General features: G+C 69.1%; 21 protein-coding genes and 1 pseudogene. 14 read left to right on the plus strand and 8 right to left on the minus strand.

The features are described from left to right. Positions 1-336 (minus strand): annotated as a pseudogene (locus tag B3611_RS08390) (hypothetical protein); the annotation flags it as partial. Between the two features lie 294 nt (positions 337-630). Between B3611_RS08390 and B3611_RS08395 the strand changes: the two are divergent. From B3611_RS08395 to secA, 8 genes are all read left to right on the plus strand, one after another. Beyond that, the gene (locus tag B3611_RS08395) at positions 631-981 is read left to right on the plus strand and encodes a DUF4259 domain-containing protein (RefSeq protein WP_291314631.1); all 351 of its coding nucleotides are present in this window, start codon (positions 631-633) and stop codon (positions 979-981) included. A 206-nt stretch (positions 982-1,187) separates the two neighbouring features. Further along, complete coding sequence (locus B3611_RS08400; protein ID WP_291314632.1) at positions 1,188-1,790, plus strand: dTMP kinase; 603 nt, start codon at positions 1,188-1,190, stop codon at positions 1,788-1,790. A gap of 12 nt (positions 1,791-1,802) precedes the next feature. Continuing rightward, complete coding sequence (gene mtrA / locus B3611_RS08405; RefSeq protein ID WP_291314633.1) at positions 1,803-2,486, plus strand: MtrAB system response regulator MtrA; 684 nt, start codon at positions 1,803-1,805, stop codon at positions 2,484-2,486. Positions 2,487-2,739: 253 nt separating this feature from the next. Beyond that, positions 2,740-4,326, plus strand: a complete 1,587-nt coding sequence (gene mtrB, locus B3611_RS08410; RefSeq protein WP_291314650.1) for an MtrAB system histidine kinase MtrB — start codon at positions 2,740-2,742, stop codon at positions 4,324-4,326. Then, a complete protein-coding gene (locus B3611_RS08415; protein ID WP_291314634.1) occupies positions 4,313-6,031 on the plus strand; it encodes an LpqB family beta-propeller domain-containing protein in 1,719 nt (572 codons plus the stop codon). The genes mtrB and B3611_RS08415 overlap by 14 nt, the downstream gene beginning before the upstream one ends. Before the next feature lie 11 nt (positions 6,032-6,042). Continuing rightward, positions 6,043-6,648 (plus strand): ComF family protein, encoded by a 606-nt coding sequence (locus B3611_RS08420; protein WP_291314635.1) that lies wholly within the window; start codon positions 6,043-6,045, stop codon positions 6,646-6,648. Between the two features lie 96 nt (positions 6,649-6,744). Then, positions 6,745-7,446, plus strand: a complete 702-nt coding sequence (gene hpf / locus B3611_RS08425) for a ribosome hibernation-promoting factor, HPF/YfiA family (protein WP_291314636.1) — start codon at positions 6,745-6,747, stop codon at positions 7,444-7,446. A gap of 190 nt (positions 7,447-7,636) precedes the next feature. Next, positions 7,637-10,192 (plus strand): preprotein translocase subunit SecA, encoded by a 2,556-nt coding sequence (secA, locus tag B3611_RS08430; protein WP_291314637.1) that lies wholly within the window; start codon positions 7,637-7,639, stop codon positions 10,190-10,192. Positions 10,193-10,225: 33 nt separating this feature from the next. Here secA and B3611_RS08435 read toward each other — a convergent pair whose 3' ends face one another. After that, positions 10,226-10,591, minus strand: coding sequence for a hypothetical protein (locus B3611_RS08435; protein ID WP_291314638.1), 366 nt, complete (start codon positions 10,589-10,591; stop codon positions 10,226-10,228). A gap of 125 nt (positions 10,592-10,716) precedes the next feature. Here B3611_RS08435 and B3611_RS08440 point away from each other — a divergent pair, with 125 nt between their 5' ends. Beyond that, on the plus strand, positions 10,717-11,130 hold the full coding sequence (locus B3611_RS08440) for an HAD family hydrolase (RefSeq protein ID WP_291314639.1): 414 nt from the start codon (positions 10,717-10,719) through the stop codon (positions 11,128-11,130). Continuing rightward, entirely contained in the window at positions 11,130-11,627 is a 498-nt protein-coding gene (locus B3611_RS08445) for a DUF6912 family protein (RefSeq protein ID WP_291314640.1), read from the plus strand. The genes B3611_RS08440 and B3611_RS08445 overlap by 1 nt, the downstream gene beginning before the upstream one ends. Here the strand turns inward: B3611_RS08445 and rsgA are convergent. After that, a complete protein-coding gene (rsgA, locus tag B3611_RS08450) occupies positions 11,601-12,635 on the minus strand; it encodes a ribosome small subunit-dependent GTPase A (protein WP_291314641.1) in 1,035 nt (344 codons plus the stop codon). The two genes, B3611_RS08445 and rsgA, sit on opposite strands and share 27 nt — an antisense overlap. A 4-nt stretch (positions 12,636-12,639) precedes the next feature. Then, on the minus strand, positions 12,640-13,914 hold the full coding sequence (gene aroA, locus B3611_RS08455) for a 3-phosphoshikimate 1-carboxyvinyltransferase (protein WP_291314642.1): 1,275 nt from the start codon (positions 13,912-13,914) through the stop codon (positions 12,640-12,642). Between the two features lie 21 nt (positions 13,915-13,935). On the opposite strand from aroA, the gene B3611_RS08460 reads away from it, so the two are divergent. Beyond that, entirely contained in the window at positions 13,936-14,595 is a 660-nt protein-coding gene (locus B3611_RS08460; RefSeq protein WP_291314643.1) for an SOS response-associated peptidase, read from the plus strand. Here B3611_RS08460 and ybaK read toward each other — a convergent pair. Next, positions 14,568-15,035, minus strand: coding sequence for a Cys-tRNA(Pro) deacylase (ybaK, locus tag B3611_RS08465; protein ID WP_291314644.1), 468 nt, complete (start codon positions 15,033-15,035; stop codon positions 14,568-14,570). The two genes, B3611_RS08460 and ybaK, sit on opposite strands and share 28 nt — an antisense overlap. Before the next feature lie 97 nt (positions 15,036-15,132). On the opposite strand from ybaK, the gene B3611_RS08470 reads away from it, so the two are divergent. Then, positions 15,133-15,786, plus strand: a complete 654-nt coding sequence (locus B3611_RS08470; RefSeq protein WP_291314645.1) for a sigma-70 family RNA polymerase sigma factor — start codon at positions 15,133-15,135, stop codon at positions 15,784-15,786. After that, positions 15,786-16,055, plus strand: coding sequence for a mycothiol system anti-sigma-R factor (gene rsrA, locus B3611_RS08475; RefSeq protein WP_291314646.1), 270 nt, complete (start codon positions 15,786-15,788; stop codon positions 16,053-16,055). The genes B3611_RS08470 and rsrA overlap by 1 nt, the downstream gene beginning before the upstream one ends. A gap of 98 nt (positions 16,056-16,153) precedes the next feature. Here rsrA and B3611_RS10190 read toward each other — a convergent pair whose 3' ends face one another. Then, positions 16,154-16,228 carry a 50S ribosomal protein bL37 gene (locus B3611_RS10190; protein WP_414646320.1) on the minus strand — a complete coding sequence of 25 codons (75 nt, stop codon included), beginning with the start codon at positions 16,226-16,228 and terminating at the stop codon, positions 16,154-16,156. Between the two features lie 159 nt (positions 16,229-16,387). After that, entirely contained in the window at positions 16,388-16,651 is a 264-nt protein-coding gene (locus B3611_RS08480; RefSeq protein WP_291314647.1) for a WhiB family transcriptional regulator, read from the minus strand. Between the two features lie 490 nt (positions 16,652-17,141). On the opposite strand from B3611_RS08480, the gene B3611_RS08485 reads away from it, so the two are divergent. Continuing rightward, on the plus strand, positions 17,142-17,687 hold the full coding sequence (locus tag B3611_RS08485) for a hypothetical protein (RefSeq protein ID WP_291314648.1): 546 nt from the start codon (positions 17,142-17,144) through the stop codon (positions 17,685-17,687). 18 nt (positions 17,688-17,705) lie between these two features. Here B3611_RS08485 and B3611_RS08490 read toward each other — a convergent pair whose 3' ends face one another. After that, positions 17,706-18,911, minus strand: coding sequence for a hypothetical protein (locus tag B3611_RS08490; RefSeq protein WP_291314649.1), 1,206 nt, complete (start codon positions 18,909-18,911; stop codon positions 17,706-17,708). Positions 18,912-19,000 lie beyond the last annotated feature (89 nt).

The raw sequence follows: 19,000 nt of genomic DNA on the forward strand, positions 1-19,000 counted from the left end.
GTTCGGCGGCAGGAGCGGGTCGCGCTCGGGCGCGGCGGCGCTGCCGCGCGGGGTTCCGGCGGGGCTCGGCGCCCGCTCGGCCGCGGCCGGGTCACCCTGGGTGGCACCGGGCTCCGCGGGGGAGGGCGACGAGCTGCTGGCGGCGTTTGACGTACCCGCGGTGGTGCGGGTGGAGGTGGGCGCGGACTCGCGCGCCGCACCGCCGTCCGCCCGGTAGTCGGGTTCCTGCGGAGAGGAGGGCAGGGACATCTTCCACACCGCGAGACCGGCGATGATTGCCACCACCACGCCGGCGATCATGAACATCGTGACGCGGCGGCGCGAGTCGTCGTTCATGGTCCTCTCCTCTCCGGCGTAGGCGGCCCCGGGCAACATCCCGGGACCGCCTAAGTTACAAATTCATAACATTCTCACCACTTTTTATATCACAGAGGCAATGTTATGAAAACCCCCTAATGTATCTGGAGCTGTGATCTCCGTCTAAAACGCGCCCGCGGGTGACCGCCCGCTCCCGCACCCCGGATTCTGTAGACAAACGCCCCGTTGAGGGGTTAGTGATTGTACGTTGAAACCAGCGGGACCCCCGTCCACGCCTTCCCCAGAACCGTCACTTCCCAGAAGGAGCACCCCATGAGCACGTGGGACACCGAGATCTTCTCCACCGAGGCCAACGCCGACTTCCTCGACGAGCTGGCGGAGCTCGATTCCGACGGCATCCTCGACGCCGTGCGCGACGCGGTTCTCCTGGCCGCGACCACCTCGGCGAGCGGCGACGAGGTCGACAACGGCCGCGCCGCCGCCACCATCGCCGCCATCTGGGCGGGCGCGCCCTTCAGTGCCGGTGAGGTGGCGGACGCCTACGAGTTCATCCGGGGCGGCTACGCCGACGTCGACGAGCAGCTGTCGGGTGCCGCTTCCGGCGTGCTCGAGCAGGTGGACACCGACGAGGACATCGAGCAATTCATCGAGGCGCTCTCCTAGATTCTCCTGGACTCTCCTGGGCTCTCCTGGGCTCTCCTGGATTCTCCCGGGTTTTTCCGTCGCCGGGCACGGCAGCAGTCGTGGCCGGGTGCTCCGTTAAGGTGGGTTCCGCACGGGGCGCCCGCCCCTCCAGACGCCGGCCGAGACGGGAGATCAGCACACATGACCGACGCGCACATTCCGCCCTCCGCAACCTCGGGGGCCCGATGATCATCGCGGTCGAGGGCATCGACGGGGCCGGCAAGAACACCCTCGTCACGGCCATCCGCGAGGAGCTCGGGGCCGACACCTGTGCGTTCCCGCGCTACGGCGAGTCCATCCACGCGGACCTCGCCCGCGACGCGCTGCACGGAAAGATGGGCGACCTCACCAGCTCCGCCTACGGCATGGCCACCCTCTTCGCCCTCGACAGGGCCGGAGCCAAACCGCTTCTCGACGCCTACGCGGGCGCCCCGGACCGGATCATCGTCCTGGACCGCTACGTCGCCTCCAACGCGGCATACACGTCCGCGCGCACCGGTGACGCGGGTGCGGCGGAGTGGGTGCGCGCGCTGGAGTTCGACCGGCTCGGTCTGCCGGTGCCCGACCTCCAGGTGCTCGTGGACACCCCGCCGGAGGAGGCGGGGCGCCGGGCGAGGCGTCGCGAAGCGGCGGACGGGACCAGGGCGCGCGACGCCTATGAGCGCAACGCGCGGCTGCAGGAGGACACCTTCGCCGCCTACATGCGCCTTGCCGAGGCGGGGTGGGGGAGTCGGTGGCTGCGCTCGGCGGACGCGCAATCTATCATTCAGGCAGTTGTGAACAATTAATAAGGAGCAGTGATGACGCCGAAGATTCTGGTGGTCGACGATGATCCCGCCATCAACGAGATGCTGACGATCGTCCTGGAGTCCGAGGGGTTCGAGGCGCGCCCGGTCATGGACGGTGCCGCGGCGGTGTCCACCTTCCACGACTACGACCCGGACCTCATCCTGCTCGACCTCATGCTGCCCGGAATGAACGGCGTGGACATCTGCCGCGAGATCCGCAAGGAATCGTCGGTGCCTATCGTCATGCTCACCGCCAAGACGGACACCGTCGACGTGGTGCTCGGGCTGGAGTCCGGCGCGGACGACTACATCACCAAGCCCTTCAAGCCCAAGGAGCTCATCGCCCGAATCCGCGCCCGCCTGCGCCGCACCGACGAAGACCCCGCCGAGGTGCTCGAGGTGGGTGACCTCACCATCGACGTGCCCCGCCACATGGTCACACGCGGGGAGGAGGAGATCGCTCTCACCCCGCTCGAGTTCGATCTGCTGCTCGAGATGGCGCGCAACCCCAACCAGGTGCATACCCGCGAGGAGCTCCTGGAGACGGTGTGGGGCTACCGCAACGCCTCGGATACCCGCCTGGTCAACGTCCACGTCCAGCGCCTCCGATCGAAGATCGAGCACGACCCGGAGAACCCGGAGATCATCCTCACGGTCCGCGGCGTGGGCTACAAGACCGGCAAGCCGGGGGTGTAGCACCCTGGACGCGTCTCAGGTGCCGGACACGGTCGGCTCCGCGGGTTCCGCAGAGCGAGCCGTGGGCACCCGCGCGCCCGCCGACGAGCCGGGTGGTGGAACGGAGGTGGTCGCGGATCCCGCGCCGGCCGCGCCAGCCGGTGTAGGCGCCGACAAACCCGCTCCCCCGAAGAAGGGGGCTCCCGGCTCCCACGGGGGTGACAGGGTGCGTGAGCTGCTGCGCAACCGCCCGCTGCGCCGGGTTCGCGAGAACATGGCGGACGCGTGGCGCACCTCCCTGCAGGTCCGGTTCGTGGGCACCGTGCTCATCGTCTCCACGATCGTCATGCTGGTGCTGGGTTTCGCGCTCGCCTCCGTGGTCACCCAGCGCATCACCGCCACGAAGATCGACCTGGCCAGCAGCGAGATCGAGCGGGCCCGCTCGGTGGTGGAGGAGCAGATCGACAGCTCGGCGACCTCCAGCTCGATGCAGACCCGCCTGAACTCCGCGCGCACCGCGGTCTCCCAGCGTTCGCAGCAGAACACGGGGTCGGCCGCGGTCTACGAACCGGTGCTCGTCATCCAGGGCAGCGACGGGGGGGTGATGACCTCCCCGGAGGGGTTCACCATCCCGCAGCGGCTGCAGAACTTCGTCACCGAGGGCAACGTCGCCTACCAGTTCGCCTCCATGGACCGCACGGACGGTTCCTCCTACAACGCGCTCATCGTCGGCACGCCCACGAGCGCGGAAATCCCGGGGCTGCAGCTCTACCTCGTGCTGAACATGGAAAGCGAGATGGCCACCCTGGCGCTCATGCAGGGTCTGCTCGCCACCGCGTCCATCGTCGTGGTGGTGCTCCTGGTGGGTATCGCGTGGCTTGCCTCGCAGCAGATCGTCTCCCCGGTGCGCTCCGCCTCGCGCACCGCGGAGCGGTTCGCCGCCGGCCACCTGCGCGAGCGCATGCCCGTCGACGGCGAGGACGAGATGGCCGTGCTGGCGATGTCCTTCAACAACATGGCGGACAAGATCTCGCGGCAGATCAACCAGCTCGAGGAGTACGGCGACCTGCAGCGCCAGTTCACCTCCGACGTCTCCCACGAGCTGCGGACCCCGCTGACCACCGTGCGCATGGCGGCGGACATGATCGCCGCGGAACAGGACTCGCTCGACCCGCACACCAAGCGCGCCTCCCAGCTCATGACCCGGGAGCTTGACCGATTCGAGGAGCTGCTGGGGGACCTGCTGGAGATCTCGCGCCACGACGCCGGCGTGGCCGACCTCGCCGCCACCACGCTTGACGCCCACGCACCGGTCCAGTCCGCCTGGGAGCAGACCCGGCACCTGGCCCGGGAGCTGGGTGTGGACGTGCAGTTCATCTCGCCGGAGGAGCCGGTGACCATCGAGGGCGACCCGCGCCGCATCGAGCGCATCGTCCGCAATCTGCTGGCCAACGCCATCGACCACTCCGAGGGCCGACCGGTCGTGGTGGAGTTGACCGCCAACGACGAGGCGGTCGCGATCACCGTCACCGACCACGGAGTGGGCCTCAAACCGGGTCAGGAGGATCTCGTGTTCAACCGCTTCTGGCGCGCCGACAAGTCCCGCAAACGCCACTCCGGCGGAACAGGGCTCGGCCTGGCCATCGCCCGGGAGGACGCCCACCTGCACCGCGGCATCCTCGACGCCGCCGGAACCCCCAACGTGGGTTCGCAGTTCCGCCTGGTGCTGCCGCGCGATCCCGAACTGGGTTTCACCACCGCACCCGTGGAACTCGCGCCGCCGCAGCCGGAGACGGGTTTCGCGACGGCGGACGGGGCCGATGGGTCGGCGCGGGAGGAGGCCGGTAATGCGCAGGAGTAGAACCCGGAGCCGGGCGGCGGCGCTCGTCATCGCCGCGGTGACGTCGGCCGCGTCCTCGTGCGCGACCCTGCCGTCGAACACCGAGCCGCACGTGCTGCGCAGTTACGAACCGCAGTCGGCGGTCGCACCCGTCATCGCGCCGAAGCCCGGCAGCGACCCCGATCTGCTCCTGCGCGACTTCTTCGCCGCCTCGGCCGTTCCCACCGCGAACTACGAGGCCGCGCGGACCTTCCTCACCTCGCAGGCGCGCGACGCTTGGCAGCCCACCGACACGACGCTGGTGGTCGACCGCCTGAACATCAACACGGTCGCCGGCGGAACCGGGGGACGGCGCAGCTTCAGCGTCCAGGGCGACATCATCGGGGAGATCCAGGCGGGAGGGGTCTTCCGCCCGAACCGCGCGCTCTACGACGCCACCATGGAGCTCGAGCAGGTCGACGGCGAGTGGCGCGTGTCCTCCCTGCCCAGCGGCGTTGTCATCGAGCGCACGGAGATGCGCAACAAGTACCAGCCCTACAACCTCTACTTCTTCGACAGCACCGCCTCGGAGCTCGTCGCGGACCGCCGGTGGATCTACTCCGAGCGCGACTCCCTCGGCGGGGACCTGCTGAGCATGCTTATCGACGGCCCCTCCGAGCGCCTCCGGCCCGCTCTCCTGTTCGACCTGCCCGCCGAGGCCGCCTACGTGGGCTACGAGAACGGCGCCTACAACTTCACCGGCTTCGGCGCCGTGAACGAGGAGAAGCGCATGCGCTTCGCCGCCCAGGTGGTGTGGGTGCTCTCCAACGCGGGAACGACGGGGCCGATCTCGATCCGCACCGACGGCGACCCGCTCATCGCGGGCATCGACAGCTTCACCACAGACGACTTCGTCGACGTCAGCCCCCTGACGGACGTCGTGGGGGAGACGAGCACGTACTCCCTGGCCAACGGCGCCCTCAGCCGCCTCAGCGGGGGCGAGGCGCAACCCGTCGACGACGCCCTGGGCCGCGGTGGCGACATCGCCTCCGCCGACGTGACCAACACCGGCAACTACGCTGTGGTTCTGGGCAGGGAGGGCAGCCAGCGCTATCAGGTTGGCAGCCTGGGAGGGGCCGCGCGCGAGGTCATGCGCGGGCAGAACTTCACCCGCCCGACCTTCGAGGCGGACCGCACCACGGCCTGGGTCGTGGTGGACGGCCGGCGCGTCGTGCGCACCGTGCGTTCCGCCGCCACCGGCGACATGGTCAGCGGCGAGATCAGCGTCAACCTCCCCGAGGGTGTGGACGGCAACATCTCCGTCCTTCGCCTTTCCCGCACCGGCGCCCGAGTAGTCATGGTCATCGACGGCCACCTGTACACGGGGATCGTGGAGCGCAGCGGGACGGGGCAGCGCTCCATCGTCAACGTCGTCGAGTACGCCTCGGACCTCGGCGGCAGCGTGGTCGCCGCGGACTGGAACCCCGACGGCTCCCTCCTCGTGGGCACCAGCACGCCCGGCTCACCGGTGGTGCGCGTGGAGCAGGACGGCTCCTCCACCACGACGCTCTCCAGCGGCAACCTCACCGCGCCCGTGGTGGCCGTGGCCTCATCGTCGACCATGTACTACGTCACCGATGCCAACGGCACCCTCCAGCTGCCCGCCACGGGAGCCCCGGAGAACCCGAACTGGCGCGAGGTGCCCGGCCTGCAGGGCGTGCGCTCCCTGCCGATCGTGGCCCGCTAGGGGCGGGTGGAGTGTTCGAGCTCGTCCTGCCCCGGCGGTGCGCCGGCTGCGGCGTGGCGGGGGAGCACCTGTGCGGGCGGTGCCGCCGCGTCCTCTCCGCACCCCCGGTGAGGGTCAGCCCCGCGACGCACCCGCACGCGCCCGTCTTCGCGTTCGGCCCCTACGCCGATGCCCACCGCGGGGTGGTGCTGGCCATGAAGGAACGGCACAACCTGGCTGTGCGCGCACACGTGGGGGCTGTGCTGGCGGCCGGTCTCGGGCACCTGGAGGCGCGCGGGGAGATCCCGGCGGGAACCGTGCTCGTCCCGGCGCCCACCCGTGCGAGATCGGCACGGGACAGGGGAGGGGATCCCGTCGAGGCGGTGTGCCGGGCATCGGGCCGCCCCACGCGCGCGGTGCTCTCGCTCGCGCCGGGCACCGCCGACCAGTCCACCCTGGGCGCGGAGGAGCGCCGCGCGAACCTCTCCGGCAGCGTGCGGGCGGCCGGTGTCCCCGCGGGGGAGCTCATCGTCGTCGACGACGTGGTGACCACGGGGGCGACGCTGCAGGGGAGCGTCGAAAAGCTCCTGGCTCTGGGCGGCAGCGTCGTGGCCTGCGTGGCCCTGTGCGCGGCCTGAGCAAAGGGGTTCAATTCCCTCGTTTCCGTCCGATTGGTTATGACCACTTGTATAGTGAAGGTAGCCCCCGTTCCTACAACTCAAGGGAGGAAGCAGATGACCTCTGCAGACAACAACGAAGTCCTGAGCCCCGAGGCCCAGGTGACCATCACTGGCCGCAACGTTGAAGTCCCTGAGCACTTCCAGGATCGTGTGAACGCCAAACTCGCGAAGATCGAGAAGCTCGACCCGACCCTCACCTTCTTCCACGTCGAGCTGCAGCACGAGCCGAACCCGCGCCGCGAGGCGCAGTCCCAGCGCATCCAGATCACGGCCACCGGCAAGGGCCACCTCGCCCGCGCCGAGGCCAAGGAGGACAGCTTCTACGCTGCGCTGGAATCGGCCGTCGGCAAGCTCGAGCGCTCCCTGCGCAAGGTGAAGGTGCGCCGCGAGATTTCCCGCTCCGGCCACCGCGCCCCGAAGTCCACCGGTGAGATCGCCGCGGAGCTCGAGGCGGAGGCGCGCGAGGCGAGGGCCCAGACCAGCGAGAACGACGCCGACCCCTACGCCGGGCTGGTCGACGACTTCCAGCCCGGCCAGGTGGTTCGCCGCAAGGAGCACCCCGCCACCCCGATGAGTGTCGACGAGGCCCTCTCGGAGATGGAGCTCGTGGGCCACGACTTCTACCTCTTCGTGGACGAGGCCACCTCCCGCCCGTCCGTCGTGTACCGCCGCCACGCCTTCGACTACGGCCTGATCGCCCTCGCCGAGGGTGTCGAGGCGACGGGCGCGGCAGACATGCGCGGCGCCGCCGAGTAGCGCCCGTTTCTCCCGGCCGGCCCGGCACTTCCCCGCGGAGGTGCCGGGCCGGTTCCGCGTCGCCTGCACCGGTGCCGGGCCGGTTTTTCGCAGACACCTTTCAGCACCGTGGACCCGTGAATGTCGTGGCCGTGCGTACAATAGCGGGTTGATACTCATTCGATTCCACCGAACGAAGGACTAAACGCACGTGTTTGGACTCTCAAAGTTGCTCCGCGCCGGTGAAGGCCGCACCGTCAAGCGCCTGGGCAAGATCGCCGACCAGGTTATCGCCCTCGAGGACGAATACGCTGCCCTGACCGACGCGGAGCTCAAGGCGAAGACCGCGGAGTTCCGCGATCAGCTTGAGGGTGGATCGACGCTCGACGACATCCTGGTCGAGGCCTTCGCCGCGGCGCGCGAGGCATCCTGGCGCGTCCTCGGCCAGAAGCACTACCGGGTGCAGATCATGGGTGGCGCCGCCCTCCACTTCGGCTCCGTCGCCGAGATGAAGACGGGTGAGGGCAAGACCCTGACGTCGGTGCTGCCCGCGTACCTCAACGGCCTGGGCGGCAAGGGCGTGCACATCGTCACCGTCAACGACTACCTGGCCAGGCGTGACGCAGAGATGATGGGCCGCGTGCACCACTTCCTCGGCCTCGAGGTCGGCGTGATCCTCTCCGAGATGCGTCCTCCCGAACGCAAGAAGGCCTACGATGCCGACATCACCTACGGCACCAACAACGAGCTCGGTTTCGATTACCTGCGCGACAACATGGCCCGCTCCGTGGCCGACATGGTCCAGCGTGGCCACAACTTCGCCATCGTGGACGAGGTTGACTCGATCCTCATCGACGAGGCGCGCACCCCGCTGATCATTTCGGGCCCCGTCGACGGATCCAGCCACTTCTACACCGTCTTCGCCCAGCTGGCGCCGCGCATGCGCGAGGGCATCCACTACGAGGTGGACAAGCGCAAGCGCACCGTCGGGGTCACGGAGGAGGGGGTGGAGTTCGTCGAAGACCAGCTGGGCATCGACAACCTCTACGCCCCCGAGCACTCCCAGCTGGTGAGCTACCTCAACAACGCCCTCAAGGCCAAGGAGCTCTTCGAGCGCGACAAGGACTACATCATCCGCCAGGGCGAGGTGCTCATCGTGGACACCTTCACCGGCCGTGTGCTTGCCGGGCGCCGCTACAACGAGGGCATGCACCAGGCCATCGAGGCCAAGGAAAACGTCGAGATCAAGAACGAGAACCAGACTCTCGCGACGGTCACGCTGCAGAACTACTTCCGCCTCTACGAGAAACTGGCCGGCATGACCGGCACCGCCGAGACGGAGGCGGCCGAGCTCCACCAGATTTACGGCCTCGACGTCGTGGCCATCCCGCCGAACAAGCCGAACCAGCGAACGGACCGCGACGACCTCGTCTACAAGACCCAGGAGGCGAAGTTCGCCGCCGTCGCCGACGACATCGCCGAGCACGTGGAGAAGGGCCAGCCCGTCCTCGTCGGCACCACCTCCGTCGAGCGCTCGGAGTACCTCTCCCAGTTGCTCACCCGCAAGGGCGTGAAGCACAACGTGCTCAACGCGAAGCACCACGAGGAGGAGGGCCGCATCATCGCGGAGGCCGGCCTGCCCGGCAAAGTCACGGTCTCCACCAACATGGCCGGCCGCGGCACGGACATCGTGCTCGGCGGCAACCCGGAGATCCTCCTGGACGCGCGCCTGCAGGAGCAGGGGCTCGACCCCTTCGAGGACGAGGAGCGCTACCAGGAGGCGTGGAACGAGCAGCTTCCGCTGGCCAAGGAGCGCTCCAAGCAGCTCGGCGACGAGGTGCGCGAGTCGGGAGGCCTCTACGTCATCGGCACGGAGCGCCACGAGTCGCGCCGCATCGACAACCAGCTGCGCGGCCGCTCCGGCCGCCAGGGCGACCCGGGTGAGACCCGCTTCTACCTCTCCATGCGCGACGACCTCATGGTCCGCTTCGTCGGCCAGTCCATGGAGAACATGATGAACCGCCTCAATGTGCCGGACGATGTCCCCATCGAGGCGAAGATGGTCTCCAACGCCATCAAGGGCGCGCAGACGCAGGTGGAGAACCAGAACTTCGAGATGCGCAAGAACGTGCTCAAGTACGACGAGGTGCTCAACGAGCAGCGCAAGGTGGTCTACCGCGAGCGTCGCGAGATCCTCGACTCCAAGGACATCAAGGACCAGGTACGGCGCATGATCGCCGACACCGTGGGTGCCTACGTTGACGGGGCCACCCGCGAGGGTTACGTGGAGGACTGGGACCTCGACGAACTCTGGCACGCCCTCGACGCGCTCTACGGCCCCTCCGTCTCCGCCGCCGAGCTTGTCGACGGCGACCGGTACGGCAGCCCCGGCGAGATTTCCGCGTCGCAGCTGCGCGAGGCCCTTGTCGACGACGCGCTGGCCCAGTACGACCGGCTCGAGGAGAACGTCGCCGCCATCGGTGGGGAGGCGCAGATGCGCAACCTCGAGCGGATGGTGATCCTCCCGATCATCGACACCAAGTGGCGCGAGCACCTCTACGAGATGGACTACCTCAAGGAGGGCATCGGCCTTCGCGCGATGGCCCAGCGCGACCCGCTGGTCGAGTACCAGAAGGAGGGCGGCGACATGTTCCGCGCGATGAACGAGGGCATCCAGGAGGAGACGGTGCGCCAGCTGTTCAGCATGCGGCGCCAGTTCGAGCAGCAGGTCGCCGCGCCGGAGCAGGGTGGCTCGAGCGTCGTCTAGCGGCGTTCGGCGGGCCTGGGTCCGCCTAAGGGTTCAGAGAACCTTGAAGGAGACGAGCCTGCCCTCCACGACGCGCGCGACGTAGGCGTAGCGGCGGGTGCCGAGCTGGGCGCTGCCGAAGAACTCCCCGCCCTCGCGGGCGTGGCAGGTGAGAATCTGCACCGGTCCCGCGGGGGTTTTCGCGCGCCTGCGGGCGCTGATGTGATTGCGAACGCCGGGGGCATAGAGGCTCTGTTTCAGTGCCGCGCTGTCACGCATGCCGAACGCCGCCTCCAGGGCGACCTTGACCAGGGGCGACGGGCGCACGCCGCGCCGGCGCACCGGGCTGGGACGCTGCGGCGCCGGCGGGGGTTGGACCAGCACCTTCATGTGCTGGTAACCGGGGACGGGGTAGTACATGGGCTCCTCCTCGCTGTGGAGGGGCGGACGCGACGTGGGGTAGGTAGTATTGTGTCACCCGCGCCAGCCCCGGCGCTTGCGGGGCGGCACACTTAAGTAAGCACGAAAGAGGCGGATTACACCGAATGCAGGGACTGATTATCGACTACTCGGGAGTTCTGGATCTCGACGTTGAAGATCAAAAACGTTGGGTCGCCCTCATTGAGGCGGTGAAGGGCCGGGGCATCTCCACCGCCATCCTCTCGAACGCCGAGTCGGACGGGGAGGAGGCCGAGGCCATCCGGGAGTGGGAGTTCCGCGGAATCGTCGACGCCGTCGTCCTCTCCGGTGAGGTCGGATGGGAAAAACCCGAGCGCGCCGCATTCCAGGCCGCCGCAAACGCCATCGACGTCCCGCTCGCGGACTGCGTGATGGTCGACGACGACATCATGAACGTCCGCGCCGCCGTCGAGCACGGCATGATCGGCATCCTGCACACCGCCTTCGATCGCACCGCGGTGGAGATCCAGTCCCTCTTCGGTATCGAGGGTGAGTTTTAGTGCGCGTGTACGTGCCGGCGACGTTCAGCATGCTCGCCACCCTCGAATCCGAGGGTGTCCTGCACGCCCGAAACGGGTGGGCGTTCGCCGTCACGCCGGAACTCACCGAGTTCTACACCTCCGGAGACCAGGAGGAGCTGGAGGAGATCGCCTTCGACGAGGCCTCCCGCACCTCGATCCGCCTGCTCACCGCCGGCGGCGAGGCCGACTTCCCGCACCGCCGCGTGGTGGTTTCCGCCGACGTCGAGGGCGCCCAGGGCCACCCGGACATGGGGGAGTCCGTGGTCAAGCTTTCAGGGCCCGTCTCGATCGATGACGTCGCCGCGATCCACGTCGACGTGAAAGAGGCCGAGGAGGCTACGGCCCGGGCCATGGAGAACATCGATGCCGCCGAGCTCGGCGACGAGGACGCGGAGCTGGCCGTGGGCGACGCCCAGGACAACTACATGGCGTTCTTCGACCCCAGCGAGCTACCGTTCCTCCTCGAGCTGCTTTAGGTCCCACTCGTTGTTCGAGCGCAGCGCCTCGAGCAGCCGGCGCACAGCTTGGGCTCGCCGCCACGTCACCGTCCCGGGGTCGAGCGCGTCCCACGCGCACTCCGGGTCGGCGGGTGGGCCGAGATGGGTGCAGCCGCGAGGGCACCCCTCGGCCGCCTCGTCGAGGTCCGGGAAGACCTGGATGATTTCCTCGGGGGAGACGTGGGCGAGACCGAAGGAGCGGATGCCCGGGGTGTCGATGATCCACCCCCCGCCCGGCAGCTGGAGCGCCACGGACTGCGTGGAGGTGTGCCGCCCCTTGCCCACGCCCGACACCTCGCCGGTGGCCCGCTGCGCGTCGGGGACGATGCGGTTGACCAGGGTCGATTTGCCCACCCCGGAGTGCCCGATGAGCGCCGATAGACGGTCCCGCGTCAGCGCGGTGAGGTCCCCGATCGGATCGTCGATGCCGACCTCGAAGACCTCCACGTCCAGGTCCTCCAGCTCCGCCCGGAAGATGGCCGGGTCCGCGAGGTCGGACTTGGTGAGGCAGACGACCGGCTTCACCCCGCCGACGAAGGCGGCGATGAGAGCCCGCTCCACGAAGCCCGTGCGCGGGGGCGGGTCGGCCACGGCGACGACGATGAGGAGGAGCTCGGCGTTGGCCACGATGATGCGCTCGTAGGGGTCGGTGTCGTCGGCCGTGCGCCGCAGCACCGAGGTGCGCTCCTCGCGCCTGACGATCCGCGCCAGCGTGTCCTTGGCCCCGGAGGTGTCGCCCACGACCCCGACGCGGTCGCCCACCTCGACGGAGACCCGCTTGAGCTCGCGGGCGCGCATGCACTGCACCACCGCCCCGGTCCCGTCGATGACCACACCCCAGCGGCCGCGGTCCTTCGTCACCACCATTCCGGCCACCGCGTCCTTGTGGAGGGGACGGTCCTTCGTGCGCGGGCGCGATCCCTTGCCGGGGCGGGTGCGCACGTCGGATTCGTCGTAGTTGGCAAAGTCGCCGAAACCGCGGGCCACGCCGCTACGCCCCCACCATGTCGGCCCACATCGTCTCGAACCCGGGCAGCGTCTTCGCCGTCGTGGCGATGTCCTCGACCTGCACGCCCTGCGTGGCCAGGCCGATGATGGCGCCCGCCGTCGCCATGCGGTGGTCGGCGTAGGAGCGCCAGATGCCCGGGTGGAGGGGCATAGGGTGGATGCGCAGGCCGTCGCGAAGCTCCTCGCACCTGCCGCCGAGCTTGTTGATCTCCTCGGTCAGCGCCCTGAGCCGGTCGGTCTCGTGGCCGCGCAGGTGGCCGATCCCGGTGAGCTCGGAGGGGGTGGTGGCCTGCGTGGCCAGGGCGGCGACGGTGGGGGTGAGCTCACCGATGTCGCCCATGTCGATGCGGATCCCGCGCAGCGTGCCGCGCTGCGGACCGCGCACCTCCAGGTCGTAGGAGGCGCCGGTGGAGTGCAGCTCCACCTCGCAACCCATGCGGCCGAGAATGTCGCGGATCACGTCGCCGGGTTGCGTCGTCGGCACCGGCCAGTCGGGTACGCGCACGACCCCGCCCGTGACCGCTGCCGCCGCGAGGAAGGGGGTGGCGTTGGACAGGTCCGGCTCGATCACCCAGGTGCGACCGCCGATCGCCTGCGGTTCAACCTTCCAGGTGTTGGGGGAGGAGGTCACATCCACCCCCGCCTGGCCGAGCATGTCCACCGTCATCTCAATGTGCGGCATGGAGGGCAGGGAGCCGCCCGTGTGGCGCACCGTCACACCGCGTTCGAACCGGGGCGCCGCGAGCAGGAGGCCCGAGACGAACTGGGAGGAACCGGAGGCGTCGAGCTCGACGACGCCGCCCGGGGCGGAACCCGTTCCGTGGACCGTGAAGGGCAGGGTGTCGCCGGCGACGTGGACCCCGAGGCTGCGCAGGGCGTCGAGGATTGTGCTCATCGGCCGCAGGCGGGCCTGCTCGTCGCCGTCGAAGAGCACCTGGCCCTCGGCGAAGGCCGCGACCGCCGGCACGAAGCGCATCACCGTGCCCGCCAGACCGCAGACGACCTCGGCACCGTGGAGCCGCCCGGGGGTGACCTCGAGAGAGCCGTCGGCTCCGTCGGCGAACCCCACGCCCATGGCCTCGAGCGCCCCGCGCATCAGGTCGGTGTCGCGGGAGTGGAGGGCCCCGACAATCCGTGACGGGGCCTCCGCGAGAGCCCCGAGGACGTAGGCGCGGTTCGTCATGGACTTCGACCCCGGCACCACCTGGGTGTGGGTGATGGGGGCCGAGGCGAACGGCGCAGGCCACAAGTCAGTCATGCGGTCAATCATAATGGAGGCATGTGTGGACGCTTCGTACTGTTTACGACGGGCCACGACCTCCTCGGGGAGATCGCGGCACTACCCGGCGTGGGGCCGGTTGCCGCCCCCGACGGCACGCCCCCGCCGCGCTACAACATCGCCCCGACCCAGCAGGTGCCCCTGGTGAGGGTGGGGGAGTCCGGTGCCCGCCTCGATGCCGCACGGTGGGGTCTGCTGCCCGCGTGGAAGAAGGACGAGTCAGGCCCTCCGTTGTTCAACGCCCGGGGGGAGACGGTGGCCGAGAAGCCCTCGTTCCGCTCCGCCTTCGCCGCCCGCCGCGGGCTGATGGTGCTCGACGGTTACTACGAGTGGAAGCGGGAAAGCGGGGGGAAGCAGCCCTACTACGTCGCGCCGGGCGAGGGTCTCCTGTACGCGGCGGCGCTGTGGGACACGGGGCTCGACCGCCTGTCGACGACCATGATCACCACTGCCGCGCCCGAGTCCATGGAGTGGCTCCACCACAGGCTGCCGCTCTTCCTGGCCGCCGACGAAGTGGAGCAGTGGGTGCACGGGTCCCCCGGGGAGGCGCTCGAGCTGGTGCGCCCGTCCCGCGTCGCCGACGGGCTGCGGGCCAGGGAGGCGGCGAGGGAAGTGGGCAACGTGCGCAACGACTATGCGGAGCTGATGTCCGCGAACTGAGCGTCGGTCAGTCGGGCCAGGTCGGCCGGGGAGAGTTGTGCCGACAGGCCGCGCTGTCCCGCGGACACGGTGAGGGTCTCGAGGTCGGCCGCGGAGGCGTCGATAAGCGTGGGCAGCTTTGTCAGCGTCCCGAGCGGGGAAATGCCCCCGAGGACGTAACCGGTGGTGCGCTGGGCCCGGGCGGGATCGGCCATCTCGGCGCGCTTCCACCCCATTGCCCTGGCCGCGTGCTTGGGGCTCAGCCGCGCGGCGACGGGCACGCAGCACACGGCCATCGCCCGGTCGGGGCCCTCGATGAGGAGGGTCTTGAACACCTCGTGGGGATCCAGGCCGAGCTCACGGGCCGAATGCTCGCCGAAATGGTCCTGGCTGGGGGAGTACTCCAGGATCTCGTGCGGGGTGCCCTCCAGTGCCTCGAGCGCGCGGGTCTTCAGTGCCATGGTCTTCCTCCTTCACGTGCCACACGTGCTTCACATGCTGCCGCGAGCGTAGCGCTCGGGTGAGGGGCGTGTCGGGGCGGTGCCCTACAATGTCCCCATGGCCGACACTGACCTGCAACAGCGCTTCAACCGGGAGGCGATGCCCCTGCTGGACCAGCTCTACGGTGGCGCGCTGCGGATGACGCGCAACCCACAGGACGCGGAGGACCTGGTCCAGGAGACCTACCTCAAGGCGTTCAACGCGTTCGACAGCTTCAAGCCGGGCACCAACCTCAAGGCGTGGCTCTACCGGATCATGACGAACACGTACATCAACACCTACCGCAAGAAGCAGCGGCGGCCGCTGGAGACGTCGGCGGAGGACATCACCGACCACCAGCTCTACACCTCCAGCTCCCACGACTCGACGGGCCTGGAGTCCGCCGAGGTGGAGGCGCTGAAGAACCTGCCGAATTCGCGGATCTCCGAGGCGCTGAACTCCCTCAACGAGGACTACCGGATGGTGGTCTACTACGCGGACGTGGAGGGCCTGGCCTACAAGGAGATCGCCGAGGTGATGGACATCCCCCTCGGCACGGTCATGTCCCGTTTGCACCGTGGAAGAAAACAGCTCCGCGAGATGTTGAAGGACGTAGCGAACGAACAGGGCATCGGCCTCGGGGGTGCGGAACCCGCCGGGGCCGCGCAGAACAAACCGCGAGCGGGCCGTTCCCCGGACGGGGACGTCCGCGGAAGCAAGGAGATGGACTGATGGGCGCCGGACACGAACACTCCTCCACCTGCCGGGAGGCCACGACGCTACTCTGCGAGCTTCTCGACGGCGACACCACACCCGAACGCGCCGCCGAGATCCGCGAGCGGCTTGCGGCCTGCCCGGAATGCTTCAGCCACCTGCAGTCGGAGCTTGCCGTGCGCGGCCTGGTCCGCGATTGCTGCGGAAAGGTGCACGCCCCGGAGCCCCTGCGCGAGCGAATCATCACCTCGATCACCACCGTCTCGGTGACGCGCTACCGGATCTAGGGCCGCGCTGCAGAATCGAGGGTCGTGCGCGGTCCCGGATTCAGCAAAAACGCCCCGCCGTGCCGGTGGGCGCTGGGGGGCGTTTCAGTAGAACGCGCTTAGGCGTTGGGGCGCTTACCGCGGTTAGCGCCCTTCTTGCGGCGATCCTTGCGCTTACGACCACGCTTGCTCATGGGGCCCTCCTCTTCCCTGGATGGTTGAAGTTACAGGTTTTTCACTCTATCGCCCCGCCGGCGGGGCGGGGTAATCGGGGCCCGGTGCCTTCCGTGGCCCGGTGCCAGTCACGGCACGCCGGGAAGCTCGGGGGCTTCCACCGGGGGCTGGTGTGCGGGTCAGGCGCTGAGGCGGGCGCGGTTACGGGCGCGCTGCTTGTTGCGGCGCTTCAGTGCGCGGCGCTCCTCCTCCGACAGGCCGCCCCAGACACCGGCGTCCTGGCCGGTCTCGAGTGCCCACTTGAGGCAGGAGGAGGTGACGGGGCACTGGTTGCAGACCAGCTTGGCCTGGGCGATCTGGGCCAGAGCGGGGCCGGAGTTGCCGACGGGGAAGAACAGTTCCGGGTCCTCGTCGCGGCAAATTGCTTCGTGGCGCCAATCCATGATGAATACTCCTTAAACGTGTGCGGTGGTCGTATCTGTTTCTGCGCACGCCGGATGGACACCCCGATGAAGGGGCGGCGTGGGGCGTAATGCGCTGCCAGGTGCCGGGCGGCGTCCTCGGTGGTTCCAAGACCCGTCTTCCGTTTTCCTGGTATTCACCCGGTCGTGACCGGGGGTTAAGGTCTGGGCAAACAAACCTTTAATTTTTGCTACCCGAGAATGATGGCACGTAAACAGCACCCGCGCTAGGGTTCCCGGCTTAAAAGTGACGCATATCATAAACGCTCGCCGTAACAAACCTGCGCCACCGTTCAGGGGATGCTGGGTGTCCCTCCCGGAGGCGGTGAATTACCTGCACAAACGCCCGGCTCTCCGCAGGCACGGAAACGCGCCACAGGTCAAATCGCACCCACCCCGCCCGGAGGGGGCACCTGACACGGCCCCGCGGGTCAGCCGGGATGGGCGGTGGGAGGGCCGTTAGACTGGCCGGGTGAGCACCAACCGAGAAAAGAAGCGGGATGCCCGCCCGGGAACCAACCCCGCCCCCGGCAGCGTCGGCGCGGAGGCGGCGTCCATCCACCAATCGGGTGGGATGCCCTCCGGACCCGGGGTGGGGGAGCCGCCCGCGGTCCTGCGCTTCGGTGCCCTGGTCGTTCTGGCCCAGTGCGTCGCCCTGTTCGGCTACGCCATCTGGCTGATCGTCTCCAACCTCCGCGGGGTGGCGGACAGCAGCATCGAGTCACAGTCCGGAGCGGCGGATTACGTAGGGGTGGGAACGGCGGTGTTCATCCTCGTCATTTTCGGCTTCGTCGCCTACACAGCCGTGCGCCTGTTCGCCGGCCGCTCAGTTGGCGGCGGCGCGATCGTGCTCATCGAGTTCATCCTCGTGGCGGTGGCCATCTACATGTTCAAGGGCGGGGCGGTGCTGCTGGGGGCGGTCACGCTCGTCTCCACGGTCCTGGCCCTCGTCGGGATCTTCCACCCGGCCTCATGGGAGTACTCGCGCGCCGCCTACGCGCGCCGCACCGGACGGTGAGGACCCGCGGCCCCGGGGCTAGTTCGCCTTCAGGTAGATAACCTCCGAGCCGCGCTTTTCGACGACCCCCGCGCCCGCCGAGTCCACGTACACCTCGCCGCGGTAGCCCCCGCGGTCGACCGGAATGATCTGCTCTGTTGCGTTGTTGTCCGCATTCGCGACCGCGAGACCGGTATCGGTGGCAAATATCAGCCGGTCACCGACGGCAGCGCCCGTGCCCCGCGCCCCGTCGAACGTGCCGGTAACGGCGAGCGTTGAGGGGTCGAAGGTCAGCAGGTGGCCGCCCCCATAGAACATCATGTGGTGGGGGAGGTCGGCGGTGGGCAGCACGTGCAGCGTGCCGTCGACGGTGGCGCCCCCCGAAAGCTGCGCCACCGCGGTGGATGCCAGCTCGGAGCCGTCCTTTTTGTAGCTGGTCACCCGGGACGTGGCGGGATCGTAGACGGCCGCGGCACCCTGGCCCACGGCGACGAGATACGCCCCCTCCGGGAGAGCGACACTGGAGTGGATCTCGGGTTTCCTTGAGTCCTCGGGAGTCGCATCCTGCAGACGCAGGAACGTGCCGTCCCCGCACTTCTCCGTGATGGCCAGCAGCTCGGTGCGGGTCAGGGCGGAGGTTAGCGAGCAGCGGTTCGGCTGCATTCCGGCCTCCTGCGGGGCCTCCACCGCGCCGTACTCGACGGTGCGGACGAGGTCGGAGCGCCACAGCTCCACCCGCGAGGTGGAGACGTAGCCGATCTTGTCGTTGGAGCTGATCCCCGCCACCTGCTCGGGCGCGACGGCGGAGCGGGTTCCGGCGTATTGGCCGGTCAGGGCGGTCAGGGCGACAACGTCTCCACAGCCCGCTGGCCCGCGGTAGTCCGCCACCACCTTGCCCCACGCCTGGGCGAGTGAACAAAGGTCTGAGTCGCGCGAATACGTCCAGGCCGTCTCGCCCTCGGGAGTTGTGGCGGTGAGGGTGTGGTCGGCGTAGGTGATGATGAGCCTGTCCGCGACAATGGGGCGCGGGCCGGGGGAGTTGTCGCGGAGGCGGAACGACTCGCTGAGGCTGGAGGGGGCCGCCGAGAGCCTGCCGGTCTTCTCCAGCTCCCGGCCGGCGGGGTTGAGGTGCGATGCGCGCACCGGCGCCGTGAGCACGGCGGCGATGAGGAGGATGACGGAGACAGCGGCGATGACGGCGGTGGCGATGAGGTCACCGCGGGTGCGGCGCAGCGGGGGCGTCACCTGCGGCCCCTCCCGCCGCGGGGGCGGCGCGCGCCGCGGTCGCGGCCACCGTCCCTGCCGCGGTCGGGGTCGCGGTTGCCGGCACCGTC

It is taken from the genome of Corynebacterium sp. UBA2622, from assembly GCF_002339505.1.
GTDB lineage: Bacteria > Actinomycetota > Actinomycetes > Mycobacteriales > Mycobacteriaceae > Corynebacterium.